Source organism: Bacillus sp. ES1-5, from assembly GCF_022487605.1.
Classification (GTDB): Bacteria; Bacillota; Bacilli; order Bacillales; family Bacillaceae_G; genus Bacillus_A; species Bacillus_A wiedmannii.
Window position 1 is genome coordinate 859,861 of sequence record NZ_JAKVPU010000001.1, and the last position, 26,570, is coordinate 886,430.

The following is a 26,570-nucleotide window of genomic DNA, read 5'->3' on the forward strand; positions in this document are numbered from 1 at the left end:
ATTCTCCCCTTACTATTTATATAATTTTCTAAATGTTATATCATCATTATAGATAGCAACTGCCCTTAACTTAAGTGACAGTTCTATTCTTTTTTATAAGGCCAGTATAAAGAGGAGTGTCTACGAATGGATCTTACTATCCCATTACAATTACAAAGTAAAACACCCATTTACATACAGATTTACGAATATGTGAAACGAGAAATCTCTCATGGATCACTATGTGCCGGTACACGCCTTCCTTCTCACAGAAATTTAGCGGTACAACTTAATGTGAGCCGTATTACAGTTGAATCTGCTTATCAACAATTACTAGCTGAAGGGTATGTAGAAAGCGAACCGAAGCGCGGGATTTTTGTTGCAGAAGTTGATATTGATGTCATTCAAAAGAAACAGCAAATTGCGTCAAACAGTGCTAACGATAAAGAAAAAGAACAATATGACTATGATTGTAGTCAAGGACTTATTGATCAAAAATCTTTTCCGATAACAAACTGGAAAAGAGCAATACACGAAACTTTATTTCAGTATGAAAATGAATTATTTGCTAAAGAAGATCCACAAGGTGAGCTCGTTCTACGAGAACATATTTCAAAGTATTTATATCATGCTCGCGGGGTACATTCTTCACCTGATCAAATTATTATCGGAGCAGGTACGCAACCTCTTCTTTGGCTACTACTTCAACTACTTGGTTCAAAAAAAGAATACGGAATCGAAAATCCTGGATTTCACCGTATCCCTGCTATGATTCAAAGTTCTGGCCTTCCCGTTCACCCTATCCCTTTAGATGATAAAGGGATTTATATTTCCGCTTTACGTAAATCGGCTTCCAATGTAGCGTATGTCACTCCATCTCACCAATTTCCACTTGGAATCATTATGCCGTTATCTAGAAGACTCGAGTTATTAAAATGGGCGAATGATTGTAAGGGCTATATTATTGAAGATGATTACGACGGGGAATTTCGCTATATAGGAAAACCTATTCCTTCTTTACAAGGGCTAGATTCAAATGAACGTGTTATTTATATGGGAACTTTCTCAAAATCTTTTTTACCTTCTTTACGAATGGGATATATCGTTTTACCACCTCATCTATTAGGAGCTTATCAAGAACTTGGTGGTATGTTTAAACAAACAGTTTCTACGCTGCAACAACTTACCTTTGCTACCTTTATTCAAAATGGTGATTGGGAGCGTCATATTAACCGAAGCCGCACGTTATATAAAAGAAAACATATTTCTTTAATTAAATCTATTACAAACGAAATGGGGAATAACGTTCATGTACTTGGTGAACAATCAGGACTTCATATCGTGCTTCACGTTCATAACGGGATGAATGAACAAGAACTTATTCATGCGGCCGCAAAAGAACGTATTAAGTTATACCCTCTCTCCACATACAATTCTGTTCATAATGTAAGGGAGGAGTCGTATGTATTGCTCGGTTTTGGCAGTATTCCAGAGGATCGCATCGAAACGGTTGTCCAATTACTGAAAAAGGCCTGGTTCCTTACATAAGAATAGCTCCACGCAAGTTATACTTACGTGGAGCTATTTTCATTCACTATTTTTCTGATTTTGCTGTTCTTCCCGGTCGTTTGACACCAGTTGTTTCTGTTGAATAAGAAGCTTCAATGATAGCAGTTGGATCTACAGAGAGAACGAGATCTTTCATTTTCGGATAAATGAAACGGTTCGTAATACAATAAATGATTCTCTTTTCTTCTCCTAAAAAACCACCTTCTCCATGTAGATACGTAACGGATAATTGCAATTCTTTCATAAGTAGATCGCCTACTTCTTTATTTTTACCAGAAATAATCATAACGCTCTTTCCTTGATTTATACCATCTAATATGAAATCAATCATCTTCGTAACAATATAGAAAATTGCTAATGAGAACATCGCTTGTTCGATTGAAAATAAAATCGCTACAAATATGAAAATAACTGCATTTACCGCAAGTAAAAATGTACTAATCGGTACTTTAAAGTGTTTGTTCATCCAAACTGCTAACATTTCTGATCCGTCTATTGCTCCGCCCATTTTAACAACAATCCCAACGCCAATTCCAAACAGTACTCCGCCATAAAGTACAATTAATAGTTCAGAAGTTGTAATCGCCGGAAATGGTTTTAAATAAATTAATCCGAGTGTTGTAACTACATTTGCATAAGATGTACGGATGAAGAATTTCTTCCCCATTACTCTTGCTGTAAATAGCAGGATAGGAATATTAAGTCCTAAAAACACTCCGTAAAGCGGTAATCCAGCAACTTTATTTGCCATAATAGCAATGGCCGTTACCCCACCATCTACTAATCCATTAGGTGCTAAAATAAGCTCTAATGAACCCGCTACAATAATCGATCCAATTGTTAATAATACGTATTCAAATACTCTTTTCATTCATTACCCCCAAAACTTATGTATTTTCTTAGTATTATTTTAACGTAATTTTACTACTAATTCAAAGATATGAGTTTATATACACAAAAGTTTCACCTTTACATTGATTTTTTATGTAATTTATTTATAGAAACACACTTACATATTACAGTAAGTGTGCTCCAAACATTTATTTAAGTTTTGAGTATGAATTCATTTTCATTTTTAATATTTCATCAACTGCCCTATTATACCCACCAGCATTTCGAAGTGACTCTCCAACTTTACGACTATTTTCCTTAAACGTTACATCATACGTTACTTTCTCTACAGCTTCACGTAACGATTCAGAAGTTAATTCTTTACGATTAAGCCTTATTCCAGCTCCTACTTCACTCACTCGTTTCGCAACTAAAGGCTGATCTCCTGTTACTGGAATTACAACTAACGGGACACCGTAATATAGTGCTTCGCTTGAACTATTCATACCACCGTGTGTCACGAATACATCAGCATGCTGTAATATTTCTAATTGCGGCACGTAATTATACAACTTAAAGTTATTCGGAATGTTTTCAAATTGATTTATATTTATCTTCTTACCAACAACTAATACGACTGTCGCTTCTACATCTTTAAACGCTTCAAAACATTTTTCATATAGTTCAGGTTGTTCATTAAAAACTGTTCCCATAGAAATGAAAATCAATTTTTTATCTTTTAAATCTACCATAGGAAAGCTGCCTACTTCTTTACGCGTAGCAATTGATGGGCCGACGAACTTATACGATTCATCGAATACATCTGAACGGGGCTGGTATTCTTTTGAAGTATATACGATAGTAATATCACCAGGATGATTCATAATATCATACATACTATTACATTTCATTCCATACTGCCTATTCCATTTTTCCATTCCCGCTAAACAAGATTGATATAATGGATTCGTTTCGTCTACTTGTCTTGATTCTTGTTCATCATTAAAAGTAATGTACTGATTAAAAGCAAATGTTGTACAAGAAGAAACGCTAGGTAATTTTAAAACATTGGCTATAATACGTCCTACGGGAAAATGATTATCGTATAGCAAGTAATCGTACTTTTCCCCTTTTGTTTCTTCTACAATTTGAGTCACAATACGCTCTGATGCTTCAATCATATGAGATAGCATCGTCAAAGGACTCCCACCTTCATTTACTCGTTCCATAATATTAATTTGAGAGAGGAAATTCTCAAACACTCGGAGTTCTGCACCTGTTGCTTCAATCTTCTTTCTATAATCTTCAATACAATACGAAACAACTGTCTCCCCTCGCCGAATTAACTCACTTACAATAGCTAAAGTCGGATTTATATGACCTTCTCCAGGGAAATTTATTACGAGTACATTTGCCATCATATTCTCTCCTATCTAATATTATTAATAATTAATTATATTAATTAATTTAAAACTATTATAAAGGAATCTATTCTACTTCTTTATATTCTTCTCTTCATTTTATTATTGAGAAATATTTTTCATAACCAACTTTATAATACTTATAAAAGAACGCTTAACTCTTCATTTACTGAAAATAAGAGTTTACATTCGGGTGTTTTTACAGATTTATCATCAGAAATATTATTTTGATAATTCATACAAAAGTAGAAAAATATAATTTTCACACTGATTTCTCACTATAAATTTATTTAAGTTCTATGTTGTCCTCATCATTATCCACTTGGAACATATTCTGTTATATAATGAATTTATAGAATTTACAGAAAAAGGAGCAACTCCATGCTACAACAACTATTCACTTCACCTATTTTATCTATTCAAGCTTTACACCCAGGTTATGAAGACCATGCAAGCGATGTGTTTCTCGTCCGAACAGAAGATGCAGAAGTCATCGTTCGTTCTTCTAAAATGAATGAAGAACCAAATAATGATTTTTGGTGGGGATGTAAAAACCTATTTGGAATTGATCCAAGGAACGTACATCATTTAAAAGCTGTACATACATTGCTGCAAGAACATACTAATCTTCCTATCCCAACAATATTAGAAAAACATATTTTAAGTGGTCGTGAATTCGTTGTAGCCGAAAAGTTAGTAGGTAACACAGTCCAATCTTTTATCAGGCAACCAGATTCTATTTTATTCAGTCTAGGAAAAGGGCTTGCAGAAATACATACATTTAAAGCCGATTACATAGGAAATGTGTCAGGTTCCTTCCAAATTACACTAGATGAATTCCAATCACACATTTTAAATGTGAGTAAAGAGCTTGTAAATATGTTTTATTCCGATAATGAAAGCATACAAAATGCATTTCCTACTTTTGAATCACAACTTTCTTCCTTACCAGCACCAAAGGAATCAACTCTCGTTTTAATTGATATGGACCCTACTCAGTTTTTATCAGATGGTACATCTATTACAGGCTTAGTAGATACAGAAGCCTATGCAGTTGCTCCAAGGGAGTTTGATTTTATCGGCTTAGAATATATATTTACTGAAAAAGAGGCTCATGCTTTTAAACAAGGTTACGAAACCATTATGCCCATTCCCCGTCTTGAAGAATGTAGACATCCCTATCGATATTTGTACCGATTATTATCTGTTCAGGGTAGCGTGGATTTAGAAAAGTGGTTGCGTCACCCATCCTATTTTTAAATACGAATGAGAGGGATTATGAAATGAATATTGAACAAAAGAAATCTTTAACAGCAAATGAAATTCAGCAAATGAAAGATTTAGCTCATATTTGCGGACAACACGATGAAATTGATTATTCGTCAGATTTACATATAAACTTTTTAACTGCTCGTACTAATGAAGAGATAAATGATTTTCTACTTTATGACGATACTCAATTAATCGGTGCATTAAGTATGTATGACTTTGAAAGACCGACAAAACTGGAGTTAATAGGGTTTGTTCATCCGAACTATAGGAAGCAACATATAGGTACTACTCTTTTACAAACCGCAATGAAAGAAATACGAATAAGAGTGGCAGATGAAGCTCTTATTATTATGAATGGGGATTCTATTTCCGGGAAAGAATTTGCAAAACATTTGAAGTTACCTTATTTATATAGTGAATATAGTATGGAGTTCAAAACAAAAGAAGTGCAAAAAACAACAAAGCATACTATACAGCTTACTCTTGCATCTTCAGAATTACTTCTTGATCTTATTGAAATTTCCAGTAAAGCCTTTGGAGATTCAGCAGAAAATACCGCTACATGGTTACAAAAGATGATGAATTCACCTTCCCATCAAGTTTACTGTGCTCTTATCGATGAAAAAATAGTAGGAACGATCACAATTTCTAAGCAAGAGCAATCTACTACACTATCAGGATTCGCCGTTCATCCTTCTTATCAAGGTAAAGGATATGGAAAAGATATTCTTAGTTATATGGTACATACCCTTATTACAAAAGGAATTTCAACAATTGAATTGGACGTCGAAACGAAAAATAACCACGCTTTAAAGCTATATACACAATGTGGTTTTGAAATAAAAACGAAGCATGACTATTATAATATAATGAATTTTGAGGAGAATACATATGTGTAAAAAACCAATTTATTCTAATTATAATATTTTTGCAGACATCTATAATAAACATTGGGGACATTTTGCTGAACACTCCTATCCAGCCTATCATAAATTCGTTTTACAAGACGCTCCTCCCCACTCCCGTATATTAGATCTTTGCTGTGGGACTGGTCATCTTACTAGGAAACTACTTGATCATAATTTTATAGTAACTGGTATAGACGGTTCTGCAAAAATGATTGAACACGCACTTCACAATGCGCCAGATGCATCCTTTATCGTCGGCGATGCACGCTTTTTTAAAGTAGATGAGCCTTTCCACTACGTCATCTCAGCAGGTGATAGTTTAAATCATATACTGACATTAGATGAGCTCAAAGATACTTTTCATCATGTTTATTTAGCATTATATGATGGAGGTACTTTTGCATTTGATATGAATATGGAGAAAGGTTTTCTTGAAAAATGGATTGCTTCATTTCATATTTCAGCGGAAGAATATGTATGTACGATTGATTCTACATATGATAACGAAAATAAAAAAGCAGAAATGAACTTTATACTATTTCAACATGACATAGATAATAATTGGAAAAGAAGGGACTTTACTTTTGAAGAAGCTTGTTATTCCAATGAAGAAATAATATCTTTGTTGAAATCCGTTGGTTTTAAGAATATTCAGCTACACGGTACAAATAGAGCATTTTTCATTTGTCAAAAATAAAAAAACTGAATCATATCGATTCAGTTTTTTCTTAGTATATTTACGACAGCAGTCGTTTCATTATTTTCTTTATAAACTCGCGGGATTCTTCTGTCTAACATACATGTAACTTCATAGTTAATTGTACCTAACATATCCGCTACTTCTTCTACCGCAATTTCTTCTTCGCCTTGTTTACCGTAGAATACTACTTCGTCCCCAACTTGTACTGGCATTGCTTTTGAAACGTCTAACATGAGCTGATCCATACAAACACGGCCAATAACAGGTACTCGAACTCCATTTATTAATGCATGCCCTTTATTAGATAACTGACGATTATAGCCATCAGCATAACCAATCGGTACAGTTGCAATCCATTCTTCACCAGTCGTTACATACGTATTCCCATAACTTACACCGCGATTCTTCTTCGCATGTTTAATATGGGCTACTTTTGATTTTAGCGACAACGCAGGCTGTAAAGAAACGACTGCATGATCTACCTCTTTTGAAGGATACATTCCATATATTCCAATACCTACACGGACCATATTTTGAAATGTATTGCTAAGCTCCATTGAACCTGCACTATTTGAACTATGAATATATGGAATATGAATTCCTAATTCTTTTGCTGCATTGACAACTTTCTCAAATAAACTTGTTTGCATATTCGTATATGATTTATCAATTTCATCTGCCGTAGAGTAATGTGTAAACATTCCTACTACCTCTACATACTCCATACGGTTCAATTCTTCTAAAAATGGTTTAACCTCTTCTTCTTGTAAACCGATACGACTCATTCCTGTATCAATTTTCACCTGAATTTGCGCTTTCTTTTGAAGACGGTTTGCGATTTCATTTATACCTTGTAAATCTTCACTTCTATAAACAGTCATCATAACGTCATATTGAATTGCCTCTTCCGCAGCTGCTACTGATGTATAACCTAAAATTAAAATCGGCACGTTAATTCCTGCTTCTCTTAACTCTATCGCTTCATCTACAAATGCAACTGCAAGCTGATTTATTCCTACTTCAATAGCAGCTTTCGCAACTTCAACTGCCCCATGGCCATACCCATTTGCTTTTACAGCAGCCATCATTGCAATATTTTCATCATTCACGCGCTTTTTAAATTCTTTTACATTATGTTTTACTGCATTTAAGTCAATTTCAATAATTGTATCTCTTCCATATTTCAAACTCATTGGTCTAACTCCTAACTCAATAATTGCATTCCATTCTATTTCACGTTTCATATGACCTTTTACAATATAATACTTTTCAATATGCTAGTCAAACTACTAGAATTTTCGGAATTTTGAGTATGATAAAATACCCTTAAGAAACTATTATATACGGAGATGAGGAGAATTACAATGTTTGTTCAACCTGCCTTGCATCAACTTAAAATTGCTGTTGACACTTCTATTCAAATGCTTAACCAATATAATGAAGCCGATTTAAAAATACAGCCCATTCACGCAAAGCGATCTGTATTTGAAATGTGTGCACATCTTTCTCTTATTTGCCATGCGGATTTACTCATTTTAAATGGTAGTACGGAAAAAGAGTTACGGACTTTTTATTTAGAACATACACCGGAAACAATTGTCCATATGCAACAAATAATGATTGAAGGATACAACCTTCTCTCTAAAATATTTCTTTCCTATTCCCAAGAAGAATTAGCAGAAGTTATGACTGCCTATTGGGGTGTTTCTTATTCTCGGTTTGAATGGTTGCTTGAAATTGTTGCACACTTTTATCATCATCGTGGACAAATTCATATTTTACTGTGCGAGCATATGAAAGATCCTCGCATTCCTTTATTTGAGTGATTTTCCACTCATTCATTATCCAATCTACATATCATCAAATACACGTTCATTACTAATAAATAGAGAAGCAATAAATCCAATAAAAAGTAACATTCCTAATAAAATAAATGTTTGAGTATAACTTCCTATTTTCATAAGATAAATAGAAACGAAGGGGCCTATACTAGTACCTAAAAATAAAACAAAGGTATAGATAGAAACTGCTATTCCCCTTGCTTTCCCTCCCAATTGGCCGACAAGAGCAACTAAAGACGGAACGGATATAGCAATACCTATTACAAAACAAATACTCATTATGACAAGAAGAGGCAGATACGAAACAAAGCCCATTGCACTTAGACTAAAAATAGCGACCAACAATCCACCTTGAAGAACTTTCCTTACTTCGAACCTCTTTGTTAAACGACCCGCAATCGGTGACATCATCATACCAAATAGCCCCGCTAAGCGAAAATAAAGGATTTGTTCTGCAGTTAAATTGTAAGTAGAAGAGCTCAAATAATTCCCTAAAACAGTATACATATTAACAAAAGCCATCAATAAAACAAACGCAATCATATAGCTCAATACTAAGCTTTTATGTGTAAATACTTTACCCATCTGTTTAATCGGTCCCAAAATATCAGTATAGGATTGAGATATTCCCCCTTTCGGAAGAGAAAAATGAACCCATACAGCAGTAATCATATAGACAACGCTAAGAAGAAAGAACACCATATGCCATCCAAAATGTTGACTAACAACCGTACTTATTACCTGACCTACAATTCCAGCTACTAAAAAACCGGTACTAACAAATCCTATTGTTGTAACCTTTTTTTCTACTGGAAATATTTCTACAACGTAAGCTAACGCTACCGGAGAAAATGTAGCTGCTGCAATACCCTGTAAGCCCCTAAAAATAACAAGCCACATTATACTATCCACAAACCCTAAGGAAAACGAAATAATCGACAGAGCAAGTAATCCAATGAAGATCACTTTTTTTCGCCCATATTTATCAGAGATTGCCCCAAATAACAAGCAACCTATAGCAAAGCCAACAGAAAATATACTGCCTGTAGCTGCAGATTGTGCTAGTGAAACATTAAAAAGGTCTGAAAATAGTGCAATTAAAGGGATTGTTACATATAAGCTAGACATAACTACCATACCCGACCAACATAATACAACGGTCATTATTGTATAATTCTTTTCACTATTTATTTTCTTTCCTATTTCCATCATAATATCTCTCCCTTATTACGATTTTTTTCTATTTAAAACATCTAAAGTACGCTTACTTATTTTAATTACATCGTAAAAAGTATGACTCCCTCTAAAGTTAGCTAAACATATAATAAGGTAGACTAATTATATTTCCAAATAAATAAGTTGACCCTTATAATCAACTTATTTACCTACCCTCTCCTAATTTCACCTGCATATTTACTTGCATTTTATTTAACAGCTTCTCTAAAACTTGACGCTCTTCTTGATTAAAGTCGTCAACTAACGAAGCGCAAGATAACCAAAAAGTTGGTAAAGAGTGTGTAACTAATTCTTTTCCTTTCGAAGTAATTTTCACTTTTAACCTTCTTCGATCTTCAGAATGATGGAATCTTACGATTAACTCTCGTTTCTCCATCCAATCTAACAAGCCAGTGACAGAAGCACGTGTTATCCCTAATCGACTCGCAATATCAGAAGGACTCATATTCACTTCTTCCCCATTTGATTCCATTTCACGTAAAATAAACAACAGTAAAAAATCTAATTTACTTTCCGATATACCAAGCGGAGCTAAATCTAGGTCAACAGCATCAAGAACATTATCAGACGTCCATAACATTAACAAACCAAGTTTTGCTGCGATTGGATCCGTATCCGCTGATGCTGTCTTTTTTATTAACTCTGTATACGGCCCAATCCCTAAAGGAAGAGAATCATTTTTTGAACCCATTTATCTTCACTCTCCTTTCTCTTAAATTAATTAGCTTACCTAACTACTTTTTCATTATACTCACATTTTTACTTTTATTGCAAGAATATTGTTAAACAAAACATCCTGTCATGAAAACAGGATGTTTCAAACTGACTAGCTATTATCTTTAAATAATACGAAACTCCTTTAAGGCAAAGGAAATACCACCTTCACTCGCCTTCTTTGTAACGAAATCAGCTTTTGTTTTTAGTACTTCTCCGCCATTCCCCATCGCCAAAAGCAATTGCTTCTGATTTACTAATGTTTAAATGCTCCAATACTTTTTGAATTGCAGTTAGCTTCGATACTTTATTATCTTCCAATACATTTATGACATAACCATGAAAACGGTCAAATGTAAGCATTGGGTATTTTTCAATAAACTTCTGAGATTCTATTTCATCCGCATACAGACATAAACAATAGACCTCTTCTGACAAATCCCTACTTTTTTCAGGATACTTCTCTAAATTCAACGTCTCGCTAAGCGCTTGCATTACACGCTCATTATCCGAGGCTATTCCGTTCATTGCAAAATCCTCGGTAAAATAAGAAATACCGTGACCATGTAATTCAGCAAACCCCGAGATATCATGAACAATTTCACTGGAAAGTACTGATTTATGTATAACTGATTCCTCACACTTAATATGTGCACCATTTGCAGAAATAAACGTATTTATGCCTAGTTCCTTAAATTGCGAACATAAGCTATATGGTCTCCCTGTTGTAACAACTACGTGAATTCCTTTATCTATTAATCTTTGTATCGCTTCTTTTGTACTTTCGTGCATACTTCTATCAATCTCACTTAAAAGCGTACCGTCAGCATCAAAAAACACTACTTTGTACACGGGTCTTTATATCCCGTCCAAATGATTCGTATCATTAATGAAATGCACCGTTTTTTGTTCCCCATCAATTTCAATTAAGCTTATTCCCGTATCGCCCATTTTAAAATAATAATCCATTGAAATTGGCATTTTGAAAAACGCACGTAATAGACTATTTATTACACCACCGTGTGCAACGATTGCAATTCGGTCATATGTATTCTCTGTCACGATTTTAGAAAAGATTCCTTCTATTCTCATTCTAAATTCAATAAATGATTCCCCATTTTCAAAACGGTCATGAAGAAACTTTGGCTCTGGATATTTCTTTGCTTCTTCAAAAGATAAGCCTGCTTGCACTCCGTTATTAAACTCCATTAATTCCTCTTCTAGTTGAATTGGGCATCCAATTCCTTCAGCTAACGTTTCACCAGTTTCACGAGCACGCTTTAATGTACTTGCCCAAATGAAATCTGGCGGAAAATCTGCTTTCACTTTCTGTACAAGCCTTTGCACTTGCCGTCTTCCTTTTTCTGTCAATTCAAAGTCAGCTCGTCCTTCATGTACATGTAAAATGTCCGCTTCGGATTCACCATGACGTATTAGTAGTATTTGCATGTTTGTTCCCCACTCCCTTATTTAATATCCATAAAATCCCATTATATCATATTTAAAATTTTCTTTAACAAAAATATATTACTTTGACAGTTTTTTAACCCGTCTAGTAAACGTGTTACTCCAATTAGCAATTCCAAGCACCCTAAACTTATTATTCTTTCAAAAGTGACAAACAAAAAGTCCTATTCATAATGGCAAAGGACTAATATTTTTTATCCTACTCAAAAATAAAAAGAGAAATGGCACCCATTTCTCTTTCACACCCTTATTGTTCTTTGTTTGTATCAATCGAAGGCAATTTCTTCGCTTGTTTTTCTTTAAAGATTTCTCCAATTGCTCCGAGAGTACCAAGTGTTTCAATTGCATTAGACGGAATAAAGACTTTATTTGCTGGACCTTTTGCAACCTCAATCAATGATTCAAATGATTTATAAGCAAGTACGCGTTCATCTAAATCTGCTGCACGAAGTAATTCAATTCGATTTTGTTCTGCTTTTGCAATTTCCTCAATCGCTCTTGCTTCCCCTTGCGCTTCTAGTTCTTTTGCTTCCTTTATACCTTCAGCTTCTCGAATGCGTGCTTCTTTATCACCTTCAGCCATTAAGATTTTACTTTGCTTTTCACCTTCAGCACGAAGGACTTTATCTTGTTTTGCAGCTTCAGCTTCTAAAATGATCGCACGTTTATTACGTTCTGCTTTCATTTGTTTTTCCATCGATGCTTGCACATCTTTTGGCGGATTAATATCGACAACTTCAACACGCTCAATGCGAACGCCCCATTTTTCTGTTGCTTCATCAAGTGCTAAGCGAATTTCTGTTGAAATTTTTTCCCGACCAGATAACGTTTCATCCAGTTCCATTTTACCGATAATTTGGCGCATCGTTGCAGAAGTAATGTTACGAACACCATATTCATAGTTCGAAATACCATATGTCGCAAGTTCTGGTTCCACAATTTGATAGAAAATAATTGTATCAATTTCTACTTGTACATTATCTTTCGTAATTACCTTCTGTGGTGGTACATTCGTTTGCTGAATACGTAAGTCATGATATACGCGAACGCGGTCTACAATTGGTATTAATAAATTTAATCCCGGCTCCATAATACGCTGAAACTTACCAAACCTTTCAACGACTCCAACTTTTTGCTGTGGAATAATTTTAATTGTTAATGCGATAAATGTAACAACAATTAGTGCGAAAATAATCGTTAATGTTAATGCTACTGCCATATTTATTCACTCTCCTTTTTTACTTGTAATATAGTACTATTCCTCTTTATAACAATAACTTTTTCTCCAACATCAATTGGATCATCTGCAATAGCTGTCCAAATATCTCCATCCACCTTCACAATACCATTCACTTCAATTGTAATCGCTTGCATAATGATCCCTTTTTTACCGACTAGCAAATCTACTGTATCAGTAAAACCTTTTGCTTCTCGAAAGTTTTTTGAAATTCTTTTCGTAAAGAAAGTCAATGTTAAACTTACAATCGCACCAGCAACAACTTGTAACAGTAGTGCTTCAGGAACAAATAAAGCAATTAGACCTCCGACAACAGCTCCAATTCCAAGCCAAAGCATGTAAAACGTAATCGACAACATTTCCGCAATAAATAAAATACCAGCTATTATAAACCAAATTACCCAAGCAGCCATATGCAACCCTCACTTTCTTTCTCATTTTCTATATGTATATGAAGAAAAGAATGGTTTATCCGCCCTTTCTTATACCAGGGCATTTACTACAAGCTATTGTACATATTCACTGTTATAAAAAGTATTAATAAAATATTATATTAATATATTCTTCATTATACATGAAAATCCCTTTCAAAAAGCGACAAAAAAATGAAATTCTTTCGAAAATTTAATTTTCAATTTATAATTATTTTAACTACTAAAATATTATTTTTTAGGAAGGTGGTGTGCTTGTTGCAAAATCGTTCACTAATTTACTATTTAGGCTCTAAAATATGCATTACTCTCGCTGACATCGTATACATCATGATTATTACAACTCATACGTATATCACAACGAAATCAGCTACATTAACCGCTCTTTTTCCATTAGTACAAGTCATAACTAATCTTATAGCAAATACATCTGCACCACTTATAATGAATCGTTTTTCATCTTATTCATTACTTTTCACACTACAATGGACAAAAACTGCTCTATTATTTTTATTAGTGATATTATTCCCATCCCTGTCCACAAACATTGTAGCACTATTCATTTTCATTTTTTTCATTTCATTATGTAGCGGTTGGAGTGCGCCATTATTATACGGTATCCTTCCTCGCCTTACACGAAAAGAACAATTAGTAAAAGTAAATAGTATTTTTTCCTTTTCCACACAAATTGCGCAAGCCGCTGCTTATTCATTTACAAGTGTCATCGTTCTTCATATCGGTGCTACTTCTACACTCATGATGAATAACATTTTGATGATTTTTGGATGTGTTGCACTACACCTTTCATTACGTTCCCTACATACTGAACGAGTAATAGAGCCTTCTTCTTCAAAAAGCGCTGCTTTATTGGAAGGTTGGAAACTCTTATTTCAGAACCCTTCTCTCCGTATCGTTACATGTATGGACTTAATTGAAACTTTCGCAGGGACAATATGGATCGGTGCTATTACAATGGCTTATGTAACGACTGTTCTTCATAAAGGAGAAGAATGGTGGGGGTATATTAATACAAGTTATTATGTTGGGACGTTAATTGGCGGGATATTAGCATGGAAAATGAGTACATACATTCAAAACAATTTAATACGCTCCATGGCGATAGGCTCTCTTATGTTTAGTATTCTTACATTTTTATATGGTATGACAAGTAGCGGGTTTATTGCGCTTTTTCTATGCGTTCTAATGGGTCCATGTTATCAAATTAGAGATATTTCTCAAACGACAGTGCTACAATCAAGTGTCGCCCCTACTTTACTATCAAAAATGTATACAGCTCATGGTGCACTCCTCTCGACAGCTTCTGGTCTCTCTATGCTTAGCGTTGGAATTATTACCGATTTGTTTGGTGTTCGTACGATTTATATTCTCGCTTCTATCCTTATATTGTGCTCTGCTTGTTTATCATTTAACTTATTAAAATATGATAAAACAGAGCAAAAAGATATTTCACTTTAATTAACAAAATAAATAGGACAGGAATTCCTGTCCTATTTGTTTATTCTTTTTATGACAAATTAGGAATTTTCCGATGCTTTGTCGCTTGTTCAAAAGCGTATGCTAGTTTAATCAAGGTCCCCTCAGAAAAAGCAGTGCTTGCAAGAGTAATTCCAAACGGTCTCCCGTTATCCATATATCCCGCTGGTATCGCTATAGATGGATAACCTGCTTTTGCACATATAGTAGAACCTATATAAGAAGGGAACAGAATCGCATCAAGATTATATTTTTCCAGTGCAAAATCAATACCTTGTTCTTGCGAAAAATATATATCTTCTAATCTTGCATTTAAATATTCTGGATTTCTTAACGTATTAGGAAAATCTTTTCTTCCTTCTAACTTAGTTTGCCCATATTTCAAAGTTCTTTCTGCTATATTTTCATTAAACTCCATTAACTCCGAAATAGAATGTACTGGAATAGTAGAAGGTAATTTCGAAAGATAGTTATCTAAGCTATGCTTCAATTCATAAAGCGGAACTCCCCAGCTCCATTCTCTATGCAAAGACGGAATATCAATATTTTCTACTACTGTCGCTCCCTCACTACGCAATACTTCAATCGTTTCCTTAAACAATTTTTCATCATACTCACCAGTTTCATAATAATCTTTTGGTGCATTGCTAAATACACCAATCTTCGCTCCATGTAAGCCATTAACATCAAGATATTTTGTATAATCATGTTCTGCTATACCTTCACTTTTATGAGTAGCTACATCCTTCTCGTCTACCCCAGTTAAACTCCCTAGCAAAATAGCAGCGTCTGTAACCGTTCTAGCAAATGGACCAGCTGTATCTTGCGAATACGTGAACGGAATAATGCCTCTACGACTAATTAGACCAACAGTCGGTTTAATACCGACTACAGAGTTTTGAACAGCCGGACTTAAAATAGAAGCATCCGTTTCCTTTCCAACAGATACTACTGTAAAGTTAGCGGCAACTGCTATCGCAGATCCTGTACTTGAGCCACCAACAAACATATCATCCTCACCTGTACCGTAAGGGTTTATTGTTTGTCCACCTCTTGCACTATATCCAGCCCACATGTCAAAAGACATTGCATTTGCTAATTCTGTCATATTAGTCTTTCCTATTATTACTGCTCCTGCTTCTCTCAGTTTCGTAACGAGAAATGCATCTTCACTACTAATATTTTGTTCTAGAGCAATCGTACCTGCACTTGTATGCATAGAGTCATTCGTTTCAATATTGTCCTTAAGTAACACAGGTATACCATGTAATGGTCCCCGTCCATCTTTTATCTTTCTTTCATAATCTAACGCTTCTGCAATAAAGATAGCGTCTGGATTGATTTCTAAAATAGAATTGATTTTTGGTCCTTCTTGATCATATTTCGCGATTCTATGAAGATAATACATAACTAATTCTTTTGAAGTTAATTGCCCAGCTTCCATAGCTACTTGTATATCATGAATTGTTAATTCTCTTTGTAATCGTGCATTGAACTGAATCTCCATCTTCATTCTCCTTCTTTAAAAGCTTTTATTGATAACGTGTATCTATTACTTTTTCATTTTCTCCGCTCCTCGCATATACAACTACAATGCCTTTCAAAGAATTCAACTTATCAATGTAAAAACCTTTTATTTCCTGAAAAATAAAAAAAGTCTGAAACGAATAAATTTCCGCTTCAGACTCTTTTATTACTTTACATATACCTCATCTAACAAATGTAAAAACTCACCTTGTTTCCCAGCTAATGCAGGGCATTTTGCAATATCAATCCATTCGTAGCAAAATACTAATCCTTGATCTCCCTCACCGGCACTTACAATATGTTCCCAATCATCTTTTACATCTGTTAGTAACGTTACGTGGAAAAAATGACGCTTTTGATATTCCTTTTTCTCTTTCACAAGTATGATGTAATCGGCTAGGAATCTTTCTATGCATAAATGACGTAATCCAGACTCTTCCTGTACTTCACGTAAAATTGCTGCTTCTAATGTTTCCCCTTCGTCAACTGTTCCCCCTGGTACTTGTATACCAGCTTCAGGTATATTACGATGTTTAAAAACAAGCAGTTGCATAACTCCTTCTTTTTCTCTTGTCACATATGCGTGTACTTTTTTCTTATATAACCCCGTCATAATCCTTCTCTCCCCTCAATTGCTCACTGCGTTACTTCTTCAAGCGTCAGTTGATTTTCATATAAATATGTAGCTTGTGGGTTACCCACATACCTTACGTGCCATGGTTCATATCGATAGCCCGTAAGCGATTCTTTCTCTTTTGTATATCGAATGACAAACCCAAATTTATGGGCATTTTCAGACAGCCACTGCCCTTCTTTCGTTTCACCAAAAATTGTCTCTAGCTGAAACTTCGCAGATTGAGATGTAATATCCATAGCAAGCCCTGTTTGATGTTCACTCGTTCCAGGAACTGCACTCGACATCGCTGTTTTTGCTTCTCCATCTTGTTTTTTATACATCGTATTTAATGCTTTTTGTCGATCGAAAGATCTAAATCCAGAGACCGCAAAAAGAAAAACACGCTCCTTATCAGCTTGCTGAAACATTTCCTCAAGCGCCCCTGCTGCCTCTTTTCTCATTTTTTTCTTTTCTTGATCACCTTCACTAGAGTAACGTACTTTCGGAATAACTAAATCTGGCGGTCTATACCCATCTGGTAAACGCCTATTTTTATTCACAAGCACAAGCATCGAATTCGGATTACTAATTACGGCAATATCACCATCCATATTCACAATCGTTTCTTTCGCTTTCGGAAATATGTTATTTACATTTACCTCGCGCGCCTGCTTATCCTTATACATTTTATAATTGATTCCTGCTACTCCAACAATGAGTATCATCGCTACGATACCAAGTAGTGTCCATCTTTTTTTCATATAACGACCTCTTATTTTAATAATTTGGCCATTTCATACTCATCGATGTTCTCTCCATCGATAATAAGAGCAGCTCTTTTGACACCTTCTTTCTCAAATCCAGCTTTTGTATATAGTGCCTGAGCTCTCGTATTGTGGGCCATTACCGTTAATTCTAAACGCCATACATCATGTAATCTTGCCCACTTCTCAGCCTCTTTAAACAATCTCGTCCCAATACCTCGCCCGCTATACTCTTGCAAAATACCAATTACAATACCTGCTACATGTCTTTTTCTTTGAATATGATTTCCATTCACTAAAATAAACCCTACTATTCTCTCATCTTCAACTGCTACCAATATCGTTGCATATTCATTTTCTATAAAGCGATGAATCATTTGTTCTTGTTGCTCCGCTGTAAATTTTCTTTCTCCTGGTTCATATAGCATAAATTTCGTTTCTTCATCTAATTGCTTACTTAATTGCAAAAATGGTGCTGCATCTTCTATTTTGATTTCCCTAATCATTTCTATCACCCTACCAGTTTTATAATAAAAAGTTTTCCTTGTAAAAAGATTTTCTCTAATTTTCCGAAAATCCCTTTGTAAATTTCCCAGTATAATTTGACAAATTTCGATATTACCATAACAACAGCAAATTATGTCTATTCTGTGACACCTCATCATTACAAAGAAAAAACGCAAGCTTTACACTCACGTTTTTTCAGAATCTGCCACTAATTTATGTTTCATTTTATCCATTCACCTTTTCCGCCTGCCAGAAATATTCACCAAACGCTTTAGCAAGGGCATCAATTGATCGATTTAGTTCTTCCTCTGTATTATCTACGCCACCAACTTCAATTAATATCGCTTGCCCAGATAAGTCTTGATTGTAGACACCATTTCCTGTCTGGAATCCTTTTTGAATGACACCACGACTCACCCCTGGATATTTCTTATTAATTTCCTCATGAAGAGCTGTTGCTAATTGTAAGTTCTTTTCATAATTTTTATTGCCTTTCCCTATTACGAAAGCAAGTTTTGCATATGATTTATCTCCAATTGCTTTTGTCGTGACATTTTTCCGAGCACTATCACGATGCAAGTCAAAGAAGTACTGCAGTTCTTTATTGCCTGTCATTGCTTCTTGTACAATTTCCCGTGACACTTTGTAAGAACTATTACTATTTAAACCTTTACTAATCAACTTTTGGCCGACATCAGTCTTGTCGTTAGTAGCTCCTATCCCTTCACTTGCTAATTGTTCACGAAATCGATCGCCCACTATTGAAATATTAGTGACGGAACTTGTTGCTTTATTCGGATTTGGATCGTTTGCTAAATTTAGTAACGGCAAATAAGATTCCCAACTATGCGAATGATAAATAAGCGCAACTTGTCTTTTTCCTGTCGTTTGAGCCGGTTGCTTTTTCTCTTTGTTCGTATCCGGCTTTTGAGCCTGTCCACCTTCACCAGTCCGTTCTTTTACTACTTCTTCAAGCGGAACGCTCGACTCTATCGGTAAGTTAGAATAATTTGTCCCTTCACCCGCAATAACAATTTCTGTATCGTACTTTCCAAAACCAGGTAGCTCTTTTCCGACAAAACTGCGTACATCATTAAAACGAATATTCGTAGCCATAGAAAAGAGAAACGAAGAAATTGAAAAATCTTGATTTAAATTTCGATACTCCTGTGTAAAATAATGATTCTCTTTCCCAAGAACGTACATGTAACCATTCATCGATAACTCATTTAACCAATTATATAAATACGTTGACTTTGTCTCTTTCATAGAGGTTACCATCATACTAATAAGAAAAAAAGTCGCTAGTACTGTAGTAATAATAAATAAAACTAACTTACGTACACTTGTGAACTTCACATAAAAAAAGCCTCGATTCATACTATCACCCTCTCTATTTCAAGTTATGTACAAGCTCTAGAGAATAGACCGTCTAAGTTCCGGCTATATTGTTAATGAGGTGAAATGAATTGAAGCTACTAATAGGAACATTACCCATTGTACTATCATTTATTTTTTATTGGCTTACTAAGCATCCTACAATCCGTGTTGCGTTACATATTTCAGCGTACTTAGCACTTTATGTACTCGGTACAATTATTTCTATTAATATATATGACGTTTTAATACAAGATTTAGTTTTTATGACAAGCATTCATGGAATTTTACTAAATCCATTTTTTCTTATATCAGGAGCGTATATAGGAATATACACCTTGTACCTAATCTTGTCTTACATTATTACGAAAATAAAAAATGGAGCGTAATGAAATGCAACCACCATTCATTTGCCATACATGCAAAAAAAGAATTGCGCGAAAGAAAGATCTTATTACTGCCACATCGTACTTCCGCTTATACTTATTTCACGGGGATTGTTTTAAACGACAGCAAGTGTTTATCTCACGGTTTATCCCTGTGAATACGCTTTTTAATTTCTTTCTTATTATATATGGACTTATTTTTGGCAGCATGCTTATGATTACAGAACCATCTATTATTTGGGTGATTTTCTTATTCCCCATTTTATACCGGCTTCTTTCCTATTATTATGTTGAACGTTTTTTCTCTACATAACGTGCAGACTGTCCTCTAGGAATACTTAAACATTCCCACTCGTTTTCTTTTAACATTTTACCAATGTAAGTAATCTGTCCAATATGCAAAGCATAATGAGAAATTTGTCTTTCTATTGCTTGCATAACAGTATGCGCTTCACCGCGAATATATACCGTCTGTAATAAATGTTCAGGCGTTAGCACATGCATCGCATTAAAAACATATTCCCATCCTTCATTCCATGATTTGAGTACCTCTTCCTTAGAATGATAACCAGCTTCAAATTCAGCATCTCGGTTACGATCTATTTTTTCACCATCAGACGTTAAAAAGTCCGTCCATCTAGAACGCATATTACCATGCAGATGCTTTATAATAACCGCTATACTATTTGTTGCTTCATGAGAAGACCATTCGATTTGTTCATATGATAATTGTGAAAGCACCCGTTCACCTTGCTTCTTTGTTGCTTCAAAATTCGATATGGCACATTGTAAATATTCTCGTCCAATATCCATATTCCCCCGCCTTTACACTAACTAATTTTCGTTCCATTTGGTAATTCCATATTAGGCTGTAGTAATACGACATCACCATCTTCAGGTACTCCGCCTAAAACAAGCACTTCTGATTTAAATCCAGCTACACGTTTTGGCGGAAAATTTACAACAGCAACGATTTGCTGACCGATTAAATCTTCTGGAGTATATCTCTTCGTAATTTGAGCACTCGACTGCTTAATTCCAAGCTCTCCAAAATCAATTTCTAGTTTAATTGCTGGAACTCTAGCTTTTTTAAATTCCTCTGCATGTGTTACAGTTCCAATTCTTACATCCAAAGTTAAAAAATCTTCAAGATTAGCCATTTTATCATTCCTCCCAATTATTACTTAGACAAAATGCAAAAATCACCTTTTAAAAAAAGAAAGGCGCCTAAGCACCTTTCTTTTGTAATTCACTTGATTCATTTGATTTATAGAAGAAGAAACCGAGAATCCCGCCAATACATGATGGGATTAACCATCCTATTCCTTCTTTATATAATGGTAGCATTTGTAATATGTTAGAAATCGCGTCAATTTGAATGTTCGCACTTTCTAAACCGTTAAAGAAACTAATTAACAATGCACCTAAAATAGCTCCAATATAAATGGTATTACGCTTCCCTATCCATTTATGGAAGTAAGAAAGTACGATTAATACGATTGCAACTGGATAAATGATCATTAACACTGGTAAAGTGACTGCAATTAATTGTGTTAAACCTAGGTTAGATACAATTAAACTAAACACACATACCATCGTTACAATCGTTTTATGCGAAAGTTTTGGGAATATATTTGTAAAGAAGCCAGCACAAGCTGATGTTAATCCAACAGAAGTTGTTAAACAAGCAAGTATAATAACAAGCCCTAATAAAATTTTACCACTTGTTCCATATAACTCATTTACAACATTCGTTAAAATAAGTCCACCATTCTCTGATACACCAAGTGATGTACTTGTTGAACCAAGATAAGCAAGTGATAAATAGATTAACGTTAAACCAAGTACAGCAATAATACCTGATACTACTGTTATTTTTGCAACTTCACTACTCTCTTTTATCCCTTTAGAGCGGATAACTTGTACAACGACAATTCCAAATACAAGCGCACTAATTGCATCCATCGTTAAATACCCTTGAATAAATCCACCAAAGAAAGCATTTTCTTTGTATGCCGCTAGCGGTGCAGCTGGTTCTCCAATCGGATCAATAATTGCCTTTCCGACAATAACAGCAACAATCAACACTAACAATGGTGTAAGAAATTTCCCGAACCAATCCACTAATTTAGATGGATTTAATGATAAATACCACGTTATTCCGAAGAAAACTATTGTGAATAGAAATAGCATATACCATTCTGAAACCATTGCCTCTGATAAAAACGGCTTCATACCCATTTCAAATGAAACGGCTCCCGTACGCGGAATCGCGAAAAATGGTCCAATCGCTAAATAACTAATCAATGGGAAAATAAACGCAAATACAGGGTGAACTCTAGAAGATAGCGCTTTCAAGTCCCCCTCTACAAACGCGACAGCTGTTACAGCTAATAGGGGTAATCCGACTCCCGTTACTAGGAATCCAATTGTAGCAATCCAAACATTCTCTCCAGCTTGTTGCCCTAAAACTGGTGGGAAAATTAAATTTCCTGCTCCTAAAAATAGTGCAAATAACATTAAACCAATTGCTACCGTATCACCTGGCCCTAAACGTCCCTTCATACTTTTCATTTGCATAGCACTTTTTCATTGTTTTTCTCTATTTTCACAATATGCTATGCATCCTCCTCTCTGCTCAAGATGATAAAATATGCCCCTTACAAAGCAGTGTCTTTCTCCATAATTTCTCCATTCCCCTTATTCTTACTCTAACTATTAATTTTTGATTTTTTTGAATTTTTAACTCATTAGAGTGGTATTGCGTGGAGTATAGTTGTCAGACCTCTTTGTTTTTATCACACATATAGTAACATATTTAGTTGAAAAATAAAAACATATTTTCAAATTGATTTTTTTGAAAATCAAAATTATCTACATTTTTTATTCTTTCACACAAATATTGTTACAATCTCAACTTTTATCCTATCGTTATTTTCAAATAATTTTATACTCGTAACATAACAAAAGCCATCCAACATAATTAGATGGCTTTTGTATGTTATTCTATTGTTTCAACTTCACGTGGATTTTTCATCTCTTCCACATACACCACTCTAAATCCATGATCTTCTAAATCTTTCAATAACGTCTCTAATTCACCGTCGTTAAACTCTTCTCCTAATGTAAACATAATTCTACGAACTAATAAGGCATCATTATCAAAAGTCATTAAACTTTGGATACCTGTATATTTTTTTAATACTGTCGATAATTTTTGAATTGCCCCATTATAATCTTGCGTCCCAATCATGACAGAATATTTACTAGAATGAACGCCCCAAGCATCTTCTAATAACTCAAAAACTTTTTTATGCGTTAAAATTCCAAGAAAGACTCCTTTTTCATCAACTACTGATAAATAAGGTAATTTTTTTATTGTAAAAAACACTTTAAAGAACGAAGAATCTTCTCTGACATATCCTTCTTTATCGTTTAATAATTGTAATACACTCTCTTCCAGCGAACCTTTATATTCTAAAATATCTACTTTATATATATTACCTAAATATTTCTCTTTTTTTTCATCTAAAACTGGTACACAACGATAGCCAGTTTTATTTAAATGCTCTAGCGCTTCCCCTATCGTAATTGAACTTGAGCAAAATAAAACTTCCCTTTTCGGCACATAATTCCCTTTAATCCTCATAAACAGCCTCCTTATGTTAAAATACTTTCTGTGCCATAACTATATTATATTTTCAGAAAAAAATAAATGATTTATTTTATTTTTCTGAAAATTGTTCATTTTATTGTCATAATTTATTCACGTTTCATTCACCTGTGTCCCGCTACTATATCAAACATTCTCTCTAAACTTCTTTAAGAAAATATATTGTAACTTACGCCGAAAAAAGCTAAAATAAGAATAATAATTTTCTGAATATTCTAAGAGTAGGTGATTACATGTCTTTATTGCGCTCACATATATATAAATTTATAGTTGGTGTTCTCATTATATTTATCATTAGTCCTATTCCTGCATTATTCATTACACATAAATACTCATACTTAACTGGCTTTATAAGCATTTTTCATAACTTCGCACAGCTTTCTTCTATGACAATTCCAAAGATTGATTGGATGCACGAATCTATCTTTTTCTCGGCAAATCAAATGGTTCATACTTCTAATCATTCAACACCGTTATTCCCTTACATATGGGAAATATATTTTTTATCGATTGTTCGTTTTACTTTTACTCTCGCGATCGGATTCTTTATCAGTTTAGGGATCGGCCATTTATTTTTTAAAGCACCTCAATCTGTTAAGAAGTTCACTTCTTTATTAAAATGGATACCGTACTCTTTTTGTACTGTATTATTACAATGTTCAGTCTTATTACTACTCCTATACATCGCAAAATTGATAAAGCTTCCTTACTACTCATCTTTTATCATCGTTTGTAGTACTTCCATGATTATCGTTATGCAAGCAATAAAAAAGTGGGTTCCTTTCTTAAGTAACACAAATGAATATGAAATAAAACAATCTTCTTTCCTTGTAGATACATTGTTTTTAGCACTTACTTCGAATCATAAATCTATTTTAGGTTCCATTATTCTTTCATTCCTTATTATGGAATGCGTTTTTCATGCAAGCGGACTATTGCAATTTATCGTTCAGTTCGGCGGAAATGCACCTGTTATTGTTACAATTAGCTTATTACTTTTGTATATCCCGTATTGCATACTCTCTTTCCTTCAAACACTATGGACGACAAATCATGTTAAACAACAATCATACGCTTTAACGAGAAGTATTCCAAAACCTTAATTTTAAATAACCCTCTATAATCTGAAAGTAGGGGGTTATTCCTTTTGTATAGCGGACAAAATAACAGCAAATTCAAAAACTATTGCAGAAACGTACCAATATTTACCCTTTTTCTTTGACTATTCTTTTCGTTTGGATTTATTATAAAAGTATAACATAATTGCAGGAGGTGACATCTTTATTCCAAACTACGGAATAGAGAACACACTTGGACATATTAAATATTTTTCTCATCTTTGTACTCATCCTTATTTCCGGCTTTTTCGTTGCATCAGAATTCGCTGTTGTAAAAGTACGAAAAAGTCGAATTGACCAACTTGCAAACGAAGGCGATAAACAAGCTTTAGCTGCAAGAAGTGTCCTATCTAATTTAGATGTTTATTTATCAGCTTGTCAGCTCGGGATTACGATTACTTCTTTAGGGCTTGGTTGGCTCGGTGAACCTACTGTGGAACATTTACTACGACCGCTCTTTGAAAAGATTAATATTACTGGAACAATGGCGAATACTTTATCCTTTATTATTGCTTTTAGTTTTATTACATTTTTCCACGTTGTATTAGGTGAGTTGGTTCCAAAGTCTTTCGCCATTCAAAAAGCAGAAGCAATCACACTTAAGTTTGCACGGCCACTTATTTTATTTGATAAAATTATGTATCCATTCATTTGGCTACTTAATAGTACGGCAATCTTTTTCACAAAACTACTCGGTTTAGAGCCTGCGAAAGAAAATGAACTTGCCCATTCTGAAGAGGAACTACGACTCATTTTAGGTGAAAGTTTCAAAAGCGGCGAAATAAACCAAACCGAATATAAATATGTAAATAATATTTTTGAATTTGACGACCGGGTCGCGAAAGAAATTATGGTCCCTCGTACAGAAATGATTTGCTTATCTACTGAAAATACGTTAGAAGAAAATATGGATATCGTCGCAACTGAAAAGTATACACGCTATCCGATCATCGAAAAAGATAAAGATGATATTATCGGTATGATCAATACGAAAGAAATATTTCACGATCAAACGAAAAACATTCATAAACCACTTGAATCTTACATACATCCAGTACTAACTGTATTTGAAACTGTTCCAATTCGTAAAACATTAGTACATCTACAAAAGAATCGCGTTCAGATGGCAATCGTTATGGATGAATATGGTGGTACTGCTGGACTTTTAACAATGGAAGATATTCTTGAAGAAATCATTGGAGAAATTCAAGATGAGTTTGATGCGGATGAATCGCCTATGATTGAAAAACGTACGCCGAAGCTTACTGTTTTAGATGGGAAGGTGCTCATTTCTGAAGTAAATGATATGTTTGGCCTACATATTGATGATAGCGATTTAGATACAATTGGAGGCTGGCTCCTTTCTCAAGCAGTTGATTTAAATATTGAAGCTGGTTATTCCATTGAATTTGCCGGTTTTCAATTTAAAGCACTAGAACTTGATGGACATCAAGTGAAAAAAATTGCGGTACATAAATTAGACACGAAGAAGGAGTTATAAA

27 protein-coding genes and 1 pseudogene are annotated in these 26,570 nt (G+C 34.4%); 10 read left to right on the top strand and 18 right to left on the bottom strand.

Features of this window, described 5'->3' with window-relative positions; all coding sequences use genetic code 11:
• Positions 1 to 126 precede the first annotated feature (126 nt).
• Positions 127 to 1,527: a MocR-like pyridoxine biosynthesis transcription factor PdxR gene (pdxR, locus tag MKO96_RS04430; protein ID WP_240586807.1), complete on the top strand. Its 1,401-nt coding sequence runs from the start codon at positions 127 to 129 to the stop codon at positions 1,525 to 1,527.
• A 46-nt stretch (positions 1,528 to 1,573) separates the two neighbouring features.
• Here the strand turns inward: pdxR and MKO96_RS04435 are convergent, their stop codons facing one another.
• Both MKO96_RS04435 and MKO96_RS04440 read right to left on the bottom strand, forming a co-directional pair.
• Positions 1,574 to 2,419, bottom strand: a complete 846-nt coding sequence (locus MKO96_RS04435) for a YitT family protein (protein WP_240586808.1) — start codon at positions 2,417 to 2,419, stop codon at positions 1,574 to 1,576.
• A 169-nt stretch (positions 2,420 to 2,588) separates the two neighbouring features.
• On the bottom strand, positions 2,589 to 3,797 hold the full coding sequence (locus tag MKO96_RS04440; RefSeq protein ID WP_240586809.1) for a macrolide family glycosyltransferase: 1,209 nt from the start codon (positions 3,795 to 3,797) through the stop codon (positions 2,589 to 2,591).
• A 384-nt stretch (positions 3,798 to 4,181) separates the two neighbouring features.
• Between MKO96_RS04440 and MKO96_RS04445 the strand changes: the two genes are divergently transcribed.
• From MKO96_RS04445 to MKO96_RS04455, 3 genes are read left to right on the top strand one after another with little or no spacing between them, the layout of a single operon-like run.
• A complete protein-coding gene (locus tag MKO96_RS04445) occupies positions 4,182 to 5,060 on the top strand; it encodes an aminoglycoside phosphotransferase family protein (RefSeq protein ID WP_240586810.1) in 879 nt (292 codons plus the stop codon).
• A 23-nt stretch (positions 5,061 to 5,083) separates the two neighbouring features.
• On the top strand, positions 5,084 to 5,971 hold the full coding sequence (locus MKO96_RS04450; RefSeq protein ID WP_240586811.1) for a GNAT family N-acetyltransferase: 888 nt from the start codon (positions 5,084 to 5,086) through the stop codon (positions 5,969 to 5,971).
• A complete protein-coding gene (locus MKO96_RS04455; protein ID WP_240586812.1) occupies positions 5,964 to 6,677 on the top strand; it encodes a class I SAM-dependent methyltransferase in 714 nt (237 codons plus the stop codon). Before MKO96_RS04450 ends, MKO96_RS04455 begins: the two co-directional genes overlap by 8 nt.
• A 20-nt stretch (positions 6,678 to 6,697) precedes the next feature.
• Here MKO96_RS04455 and alr read toward each other — a convergent pair whose 3' ends face one another.
• The gene (gene alr, locus MKO96_RS04460) at positions 6,698 to 7,873 is read right to left on the bottom strand and encodes an alanine racemase (RefSeq protein WP_240587382.1); all 1,176 of its coding nucleotides are present in this window, start codon (positions 7,871 to 7,873) and stop codon (positions 6,698 to 6,700) included.
• A 171-nt stretch (positions 7,874 to 8,044) separates the two neighbouring features.
• On the opposite strand from alr, the gene MKO96_RS04465 reads away from it, so the two are divergent.
• Positions 8,045 to 8,506 carry a DinB family protein gene (locus tag MKO96_RS04465; RefSeq protein ID WP_074651011.1) on the top strand — a complete coding sequence of 154 codons (462 nt, stop codon included), beginning with the start codon at positions 8,045 to 8,047 and terminating at the stop codon, positions 8,504 to 8,506.
• A 24-nt stretch (positions 8,507 to 8,530) separates the two neighbouring features.
• Here MKO96_RS04465 and MKO96_RS04470 read toward each other — a convergent pair whose 3' ends face one another.
• From MKO96_RS04470 to MKO96_RS04495, 6 genes and pseudogenes are all read right to left on the bottom strand, one after another.
• Positions 8,531 to 9,730 (bottom strand): MFS transporter, encoded by a 1,200-nt coding sequence (locus MKO96_RS04470; protein ID WP_240587383.1) that lies wholly within the window; start codon positions 9,728 to 9,730, stop codon positions 8,531 to 8,533.
• Between the two features lie 172 nt (positions 9,731 to 9,902).
• Positions 9,903 to 10,448 (bottom strand): MarR family winged helix-turn-helix transcriptional regulator, encoded by a 546-nt coding sequence (locus tag MKO96_RS04475; RefSeq protein ID WP_000534966.1) that lies wholly within the window; start codon positions 10,446 to 10,448, stop codon positions 9,903 to 9,905.
• Between the two features lie 148 nt (positions 10,449 to 10,596).
• Positions 10,597 to 11,323, bottom strand: a pseudogene (locus MKO96_RS04480) (HAD-IIB family hydrolase).
• A gap of 6 nt (positions 11,324 to 11,329) precedes the next feature.
• Positions 11,330 to 11,920, bottom strand: coding sequence for a histidine phosphatase family protein (locus MKO96_RS04485; RefSeq protein ID WP_151035409.1), 591 nt, complete (start codon positions 11,918 to 11,920; stop codon positions 11,330 to 11,332).
• A 265-nt stretch (positions 11,921 to 12,185) separates the two neighbouring features.
• Positions 12,186 to 13,157 (bottom strand): SPFH domain-containing protein, encoded by a 972-nt coding sequence (locus MKO96_RS04490; RefSeq protein ID WP_240586813.1) that lies wholly within the window; start codon positions 13,155 to 13,157, stop codon positions 12,186 to 12,188.
• Positions 13,158 to 13,159: 2 nt separating this feature from the next.
• A complete protein-coding gene (locus MKO96_RS04495; RefSeq protein WP_240586814.1) occupies positions 13,160 to 13,588 on the bottom strand; it encodes an NfeD family protein in 429 nt (142 codons plus the stop codon).
• Between the two features lie 276 nt (positions 13,589 to 13,864).
• Between MKO96_RS04495 and MKO96_RS04500 the strand changes: the two genes are divergently transcribed.
• Entirely contained in the window at positions 13,865 to 15,082 is a 1,218-nt protein-coding gene (locus MKO96_RS04500; protein ID WP_240586815.1) for an MFS transporter, read from the top strand.
• A 49-nt stretch (positions 15,083 to 15,131) separates the two neighbouring features.
• Here MKO96_RS04500 and MKO96_RS04505 read toward each other — a convergent pair whose 3' ends face one another.
• The 5 genes from MKO96_RS04505 to spoIIP all read right to left on the bottom strand — a co-directional run bounded on the left by MKO96_RS04505 (position 15,132) and on the right by spoIIP (position 19,894).
• Positions 15,132 to 16,607, bottom strand: coding sequence for an amidase family protein (locus tag MKO96_RS04505; RefSeq protein WP_240586816.1), 1,476 nt, complete (start codon positions 16,605 to 16,607; stop codon positions 15,132 to 15,134).
• 186 nt (positions 16,608 to 16,793) lie between these two features.
• Positions 16,794 to 17,240 carry an NUDIX hydrolase gene (locus MKO96_RS04510; protein WP_240586817.1) on the bottom strand — a complete coding sequence of 149 codons (447 nt, stop codon included), beginning with the start codon at positions 17,238 to 17,240 and terminating at the stop codon, positions 16,794 to 16,796.
• 23 nt (positions 17,241 to 17,263) lie between these two features.
• Positions 17,264 to 18,004: a M15 family metallopeptidase gene (locus MKO96_RS04515; protein WP_240586818.1), complete on the bottom strand. Its 741-nt coding sequence runs from the start codon at positions 18,002 to 18,004 to the stop codon at positions 17,264 to 17,266.
• An 11-nt stretch (positions 18,005 to 18,015) separates the two neighbouring features.
• Entirely contained in the window at positions 18,016 to 18,513 is a 498-nt protein-coding gene (locus MKO96_RS04520; protein WP_240586819.1) for a GNAT family N-acetyltransferase, read from the bottom strand.
• A gap of 226 nt (positions 18,514 to 18,739) precedes the next feature.
• Positions 18,740 to 19,894 carry a stage II sporulation protein SpoIIP gene (spoIIP, locus tag MKO96_RS04525; protein ID WP_240586820.1) on the bottom strand — a complete coding sequence of 385 codons (1,155 nt, stop codon included), beginning with the start codon at positions 19,892 to 19,894 and terminating at the stop codon, positions 18,740 to 18,742.
• Between the two features lie 89 nt (positions 19,895 to 19,983).
• Between spoIIP and MKO96_RS04530 the strand changes: the two genes are divergently transcribed.
• Complete coding sequence (locus tag MKO96_RS04530) at positions 19,984 to 20,280, top strand: hypothetical protein (protein ID WP_240586821.1); 297 nt, start codon at positions 19,984 to 19,986, stop codon at positions 20,278 to 20,280.
• A 4-nt stretch (positions 20,281 to 20,284) separates the two neighbouring features.
• Complete coding sequence (locus MKO96_RS04535) at positions 20,285 to 20,590, top strand: permease (protein WP_141525376.1); 306 nt, start codon at positions 20,285 to 20,287, stop codon at positions 20,588 to 20,590.
• Here MKO96_RS04535 and MKO96_RS04540 read toward each other — a convergent pair.
• From MKO96_RS04540 to cbpA, 4 genes are all read right to left on the bottom strand, one after another.
• The gene (locus tag MKO96_RS04540; RefSeq protein WP_240586822.1) at positions 20,563 to 21,090 is read right to left on the bottom strand and encodes a DUF1572 domain-containing protein; all 528 of its coding nucleotides are present in this window, start codon (positions 21,088 to 21,090) and stop codon (positions 20,563 to 20,565) included. The two genes, MKO96_RS04535 and MKO96_RS04540, sit on opposite strands and share 28 nt — an antisense overlap.
• Before the next feature lie 17 nt (positions 21,091 to 21,107).
• On the bottom strand, positions 21,108 to 21,437 hold the full coding sequence (gene csaA / locus MKO96_RS04545; protein ID WP_240586823.1) for a chaperone CsaA: 330 nt from the start codon (positions 21,435 to 21,437) through the stop codon (positions 21,108 to 21,110).
• 67 nt (positions 21,438 to 21,504) lie between these two features.
• Positions 21,505 to 22,842 (bottom strand): branched-chain amino acid transport system II carrier protein BrnQ4, encoded by a 1,338-nt coding sequence (gene brnQ4, locus MKO96_RS04550; protein ID WP_483298320.1) that lies wholly within the window; start codon positions 22,840 to 22,842, stop codon positions 21,505 to 21,507.
• Positions 22,843 to 23,278: 436 nt separating this feature from the next.
• Positions 23,279 to 23,926, bottom strand: a complete 648-nt coding sequence (gene cbpA, locus MKO96_RS04555) for a cyclic di-AMP binding protein CbpA (protein ID WP_087964277.1) — start codon at positions 23,924 to 23,926, stop codon at positions 23,279 to 23,281.
• A gap of 257 nt (positions 23,927 to 24,183) precedes the next feature.
• Between cbpA and MKO96_RS04560 the strand changes: the two genes are divergently transcribed.
• Both MKO96_RS04560 and MKO96_RS04565 read left to right on the top strand, forming a co-directional pair.
• Complete coding sequence (locus MKO96_RS04560) at positions 24,184 to 25,053, top strand: hypothetical protein (RefSeq protein WP_087980893.1); 870 nt, start codon at positions 24,184 to 24,186, stop codon at positions 25,051 to 25,053.
• Between the two features lie 208 nt (positions 25,054 to 25,261).
• On the top strand, positions 25,262 to 26,569 hold the full coding sequence (locus MKO96_RS04565) for a hemolysin family protein (protein WP_087980892.1): 1,308 nt from the start codon (positions 25,262 to 25,264) through the stop codon (positions 26,567 to 26,569).
• Position 26,570: the final 1 nt, after the last annotated feature.

Bases quoted from the DNA above. Each gene is read 5' to 3' on its own strand.
- MKO96_RS04515 (WP_240586818.1), bottom strand. From the start codon at position 18,004: ATGAAAAAAAGATGGACACTACTTGGTATCGTAGCGATGATACTCATT.
- brnQ4 (WP_483298320.1), bottom strand. From the start codon at position 22,842: ATGAAGGGACGTTTAGGGCCAGGTGATACGGTAGCAATTGGTTTAATG.
- MKO96_RS04490 (WP_240586813.1), bottom strand. From the start codon at position 13,157: ATGGCAGTAGCATTAACATTAACGATTATTTTCGCACTAATTGTTGTT.
- MKO96_RS04445 (WP_240586810.1), top strand. From the start codon at position 4,182: ATGCTACAACAACTATTCACTTCACCTATTTTATCTATTCAAGCTTTA.
- MKO96_RS04520 (WP_240586819.1), bottom strand. From the start codon at position 18,513: ATGATTAGGGAAATCAAAATAGAAGATGCAGCACCATTTTTGCAATTA.
- csaA (WP_240586823.1), bottom strand. From the start codon at position 21,437: ATGGCTAATCTTGAAGATTTTTTAACTTTGGATGTAAGAATTGGAACT.
- cbpA (WP_087964277.1), bottom strand. From the start codon at position 23,926: ATGAGGATTAAAGGGAATTATGTGCCGAAAAGGGAAGTTTTATTTTGC.
- MKO96_RS04560 (WP_087980893.1), top strand. From the start codon at position 24,184: ATGTCTTTATTGCGCTCACATATATATAAATTTATAGTTGGTGTTCTC.
- MKO96_RS04465 (WP_074651011.1), top strand. From the start codon at position 8,045: ATGTTTGTTCAACCTGCCTTGCATCAACTTAAAATTGCTGTTGACACT.
- MKO96_RS04440 (WP_240586809.1), bottom strand. From the start codon at position 3,797: ATGGCAAATGTACTCGTAATAAATTTCCCTGGAGAAGGTCATATAAAT.
- alr (WP_240587382.1), bottom strand. From the start codon at position 7,873: ATGAGTTTGAAATATGGAAGAGATACAATTATTGAAATTGACTTAAAT.
- MKO96_RS04485 (WP_151035409.1), bottom strand. From the start codon at position 11,920: ATGCAAATACTACTAATACGTCATGGTGAATCCGAAGCGGACATTTTA.
- MKO96_RS04540 (WP_240586822.1), bottom strand. From the start codon at position 21,090: ATGGATATTGGACGAGAATATTTACAATGTGCCATATCGAATTTTGAA.
- MKO96_RS04435 (WP_240586808.1), bottom strand. From the start codon at position 2,419: ATGAAAAGAGTATTTGAATACGTATTATTAACAATTGGATCGATTATT.
- MKO96_RS04505 (WP_240586816.1), bottom strand. From the start codon at position 16,607: ATGGAGATTCAGTTCAATGCACGATTACAAAGAGAATTAACAATTCAT.
- MKO96_RS04495 (WP_240586814.1), bottom strand. From the start codon at position 13,588: ATGGCTGCTTGGGTAATTTGGTTTATAATAGCTGGTATTTTATTTATT.
- MKO96_RS04475 (WP_000534966.1), bottom strand. From the start codon at position 10,448: ATGGGTTCAAAAAATGATTCTCTTCCTTTAGGGATTGGGCCGTATACA.
- spoIIP (WP_240586820.1), bottom strand. From the start codon at position 19,894: ATGAATCGAGGCTTTTTTTATGTGAAGTTCACAAGTGTACGTAAGTTA.
- MKO96_RS04455 (WP_240586812.1), top strand. From the start codon at position 5,964: ATGTGTAAAAAACCAATTTATTCTAATTATAATATTTTTGCAGACATC.
- MKO96_RS04470 (WP_240587383.1), bottom strand. From the start codon at position 9,730: ATGGAAATAGGAAAGAAAATAAATAGTGAAAAGAATTATACAATAATG.
- MKO96_RS04535 (WP_141525376.1), top strand. From the start codon at position 20,285: ATGCAACCACCATTCATTTGCCATACATGCAAAAAAAGAATTGCGCGA.
- pdxR (WP_240586807.1), top strand. From the start codon at position 127: ATGGATCTTACTATCCCATTACAATTACAAAGTAAAACACCCATTTAC.
- MKO96_RS04450 (WP_240586811.1), top strand. From the start codon at position 5,084: ATGAATATTGAACAAAAGAAATCTTTAACAGCAAATGAAATTCAGCAA.
- MKO96_RS04510 (WP_240586817.1), bottom strand. From the start codon at position 17,240: ATGACGGGGTTATATAAGAAAAAAGTACACGCATATGTGACAAGAGAA.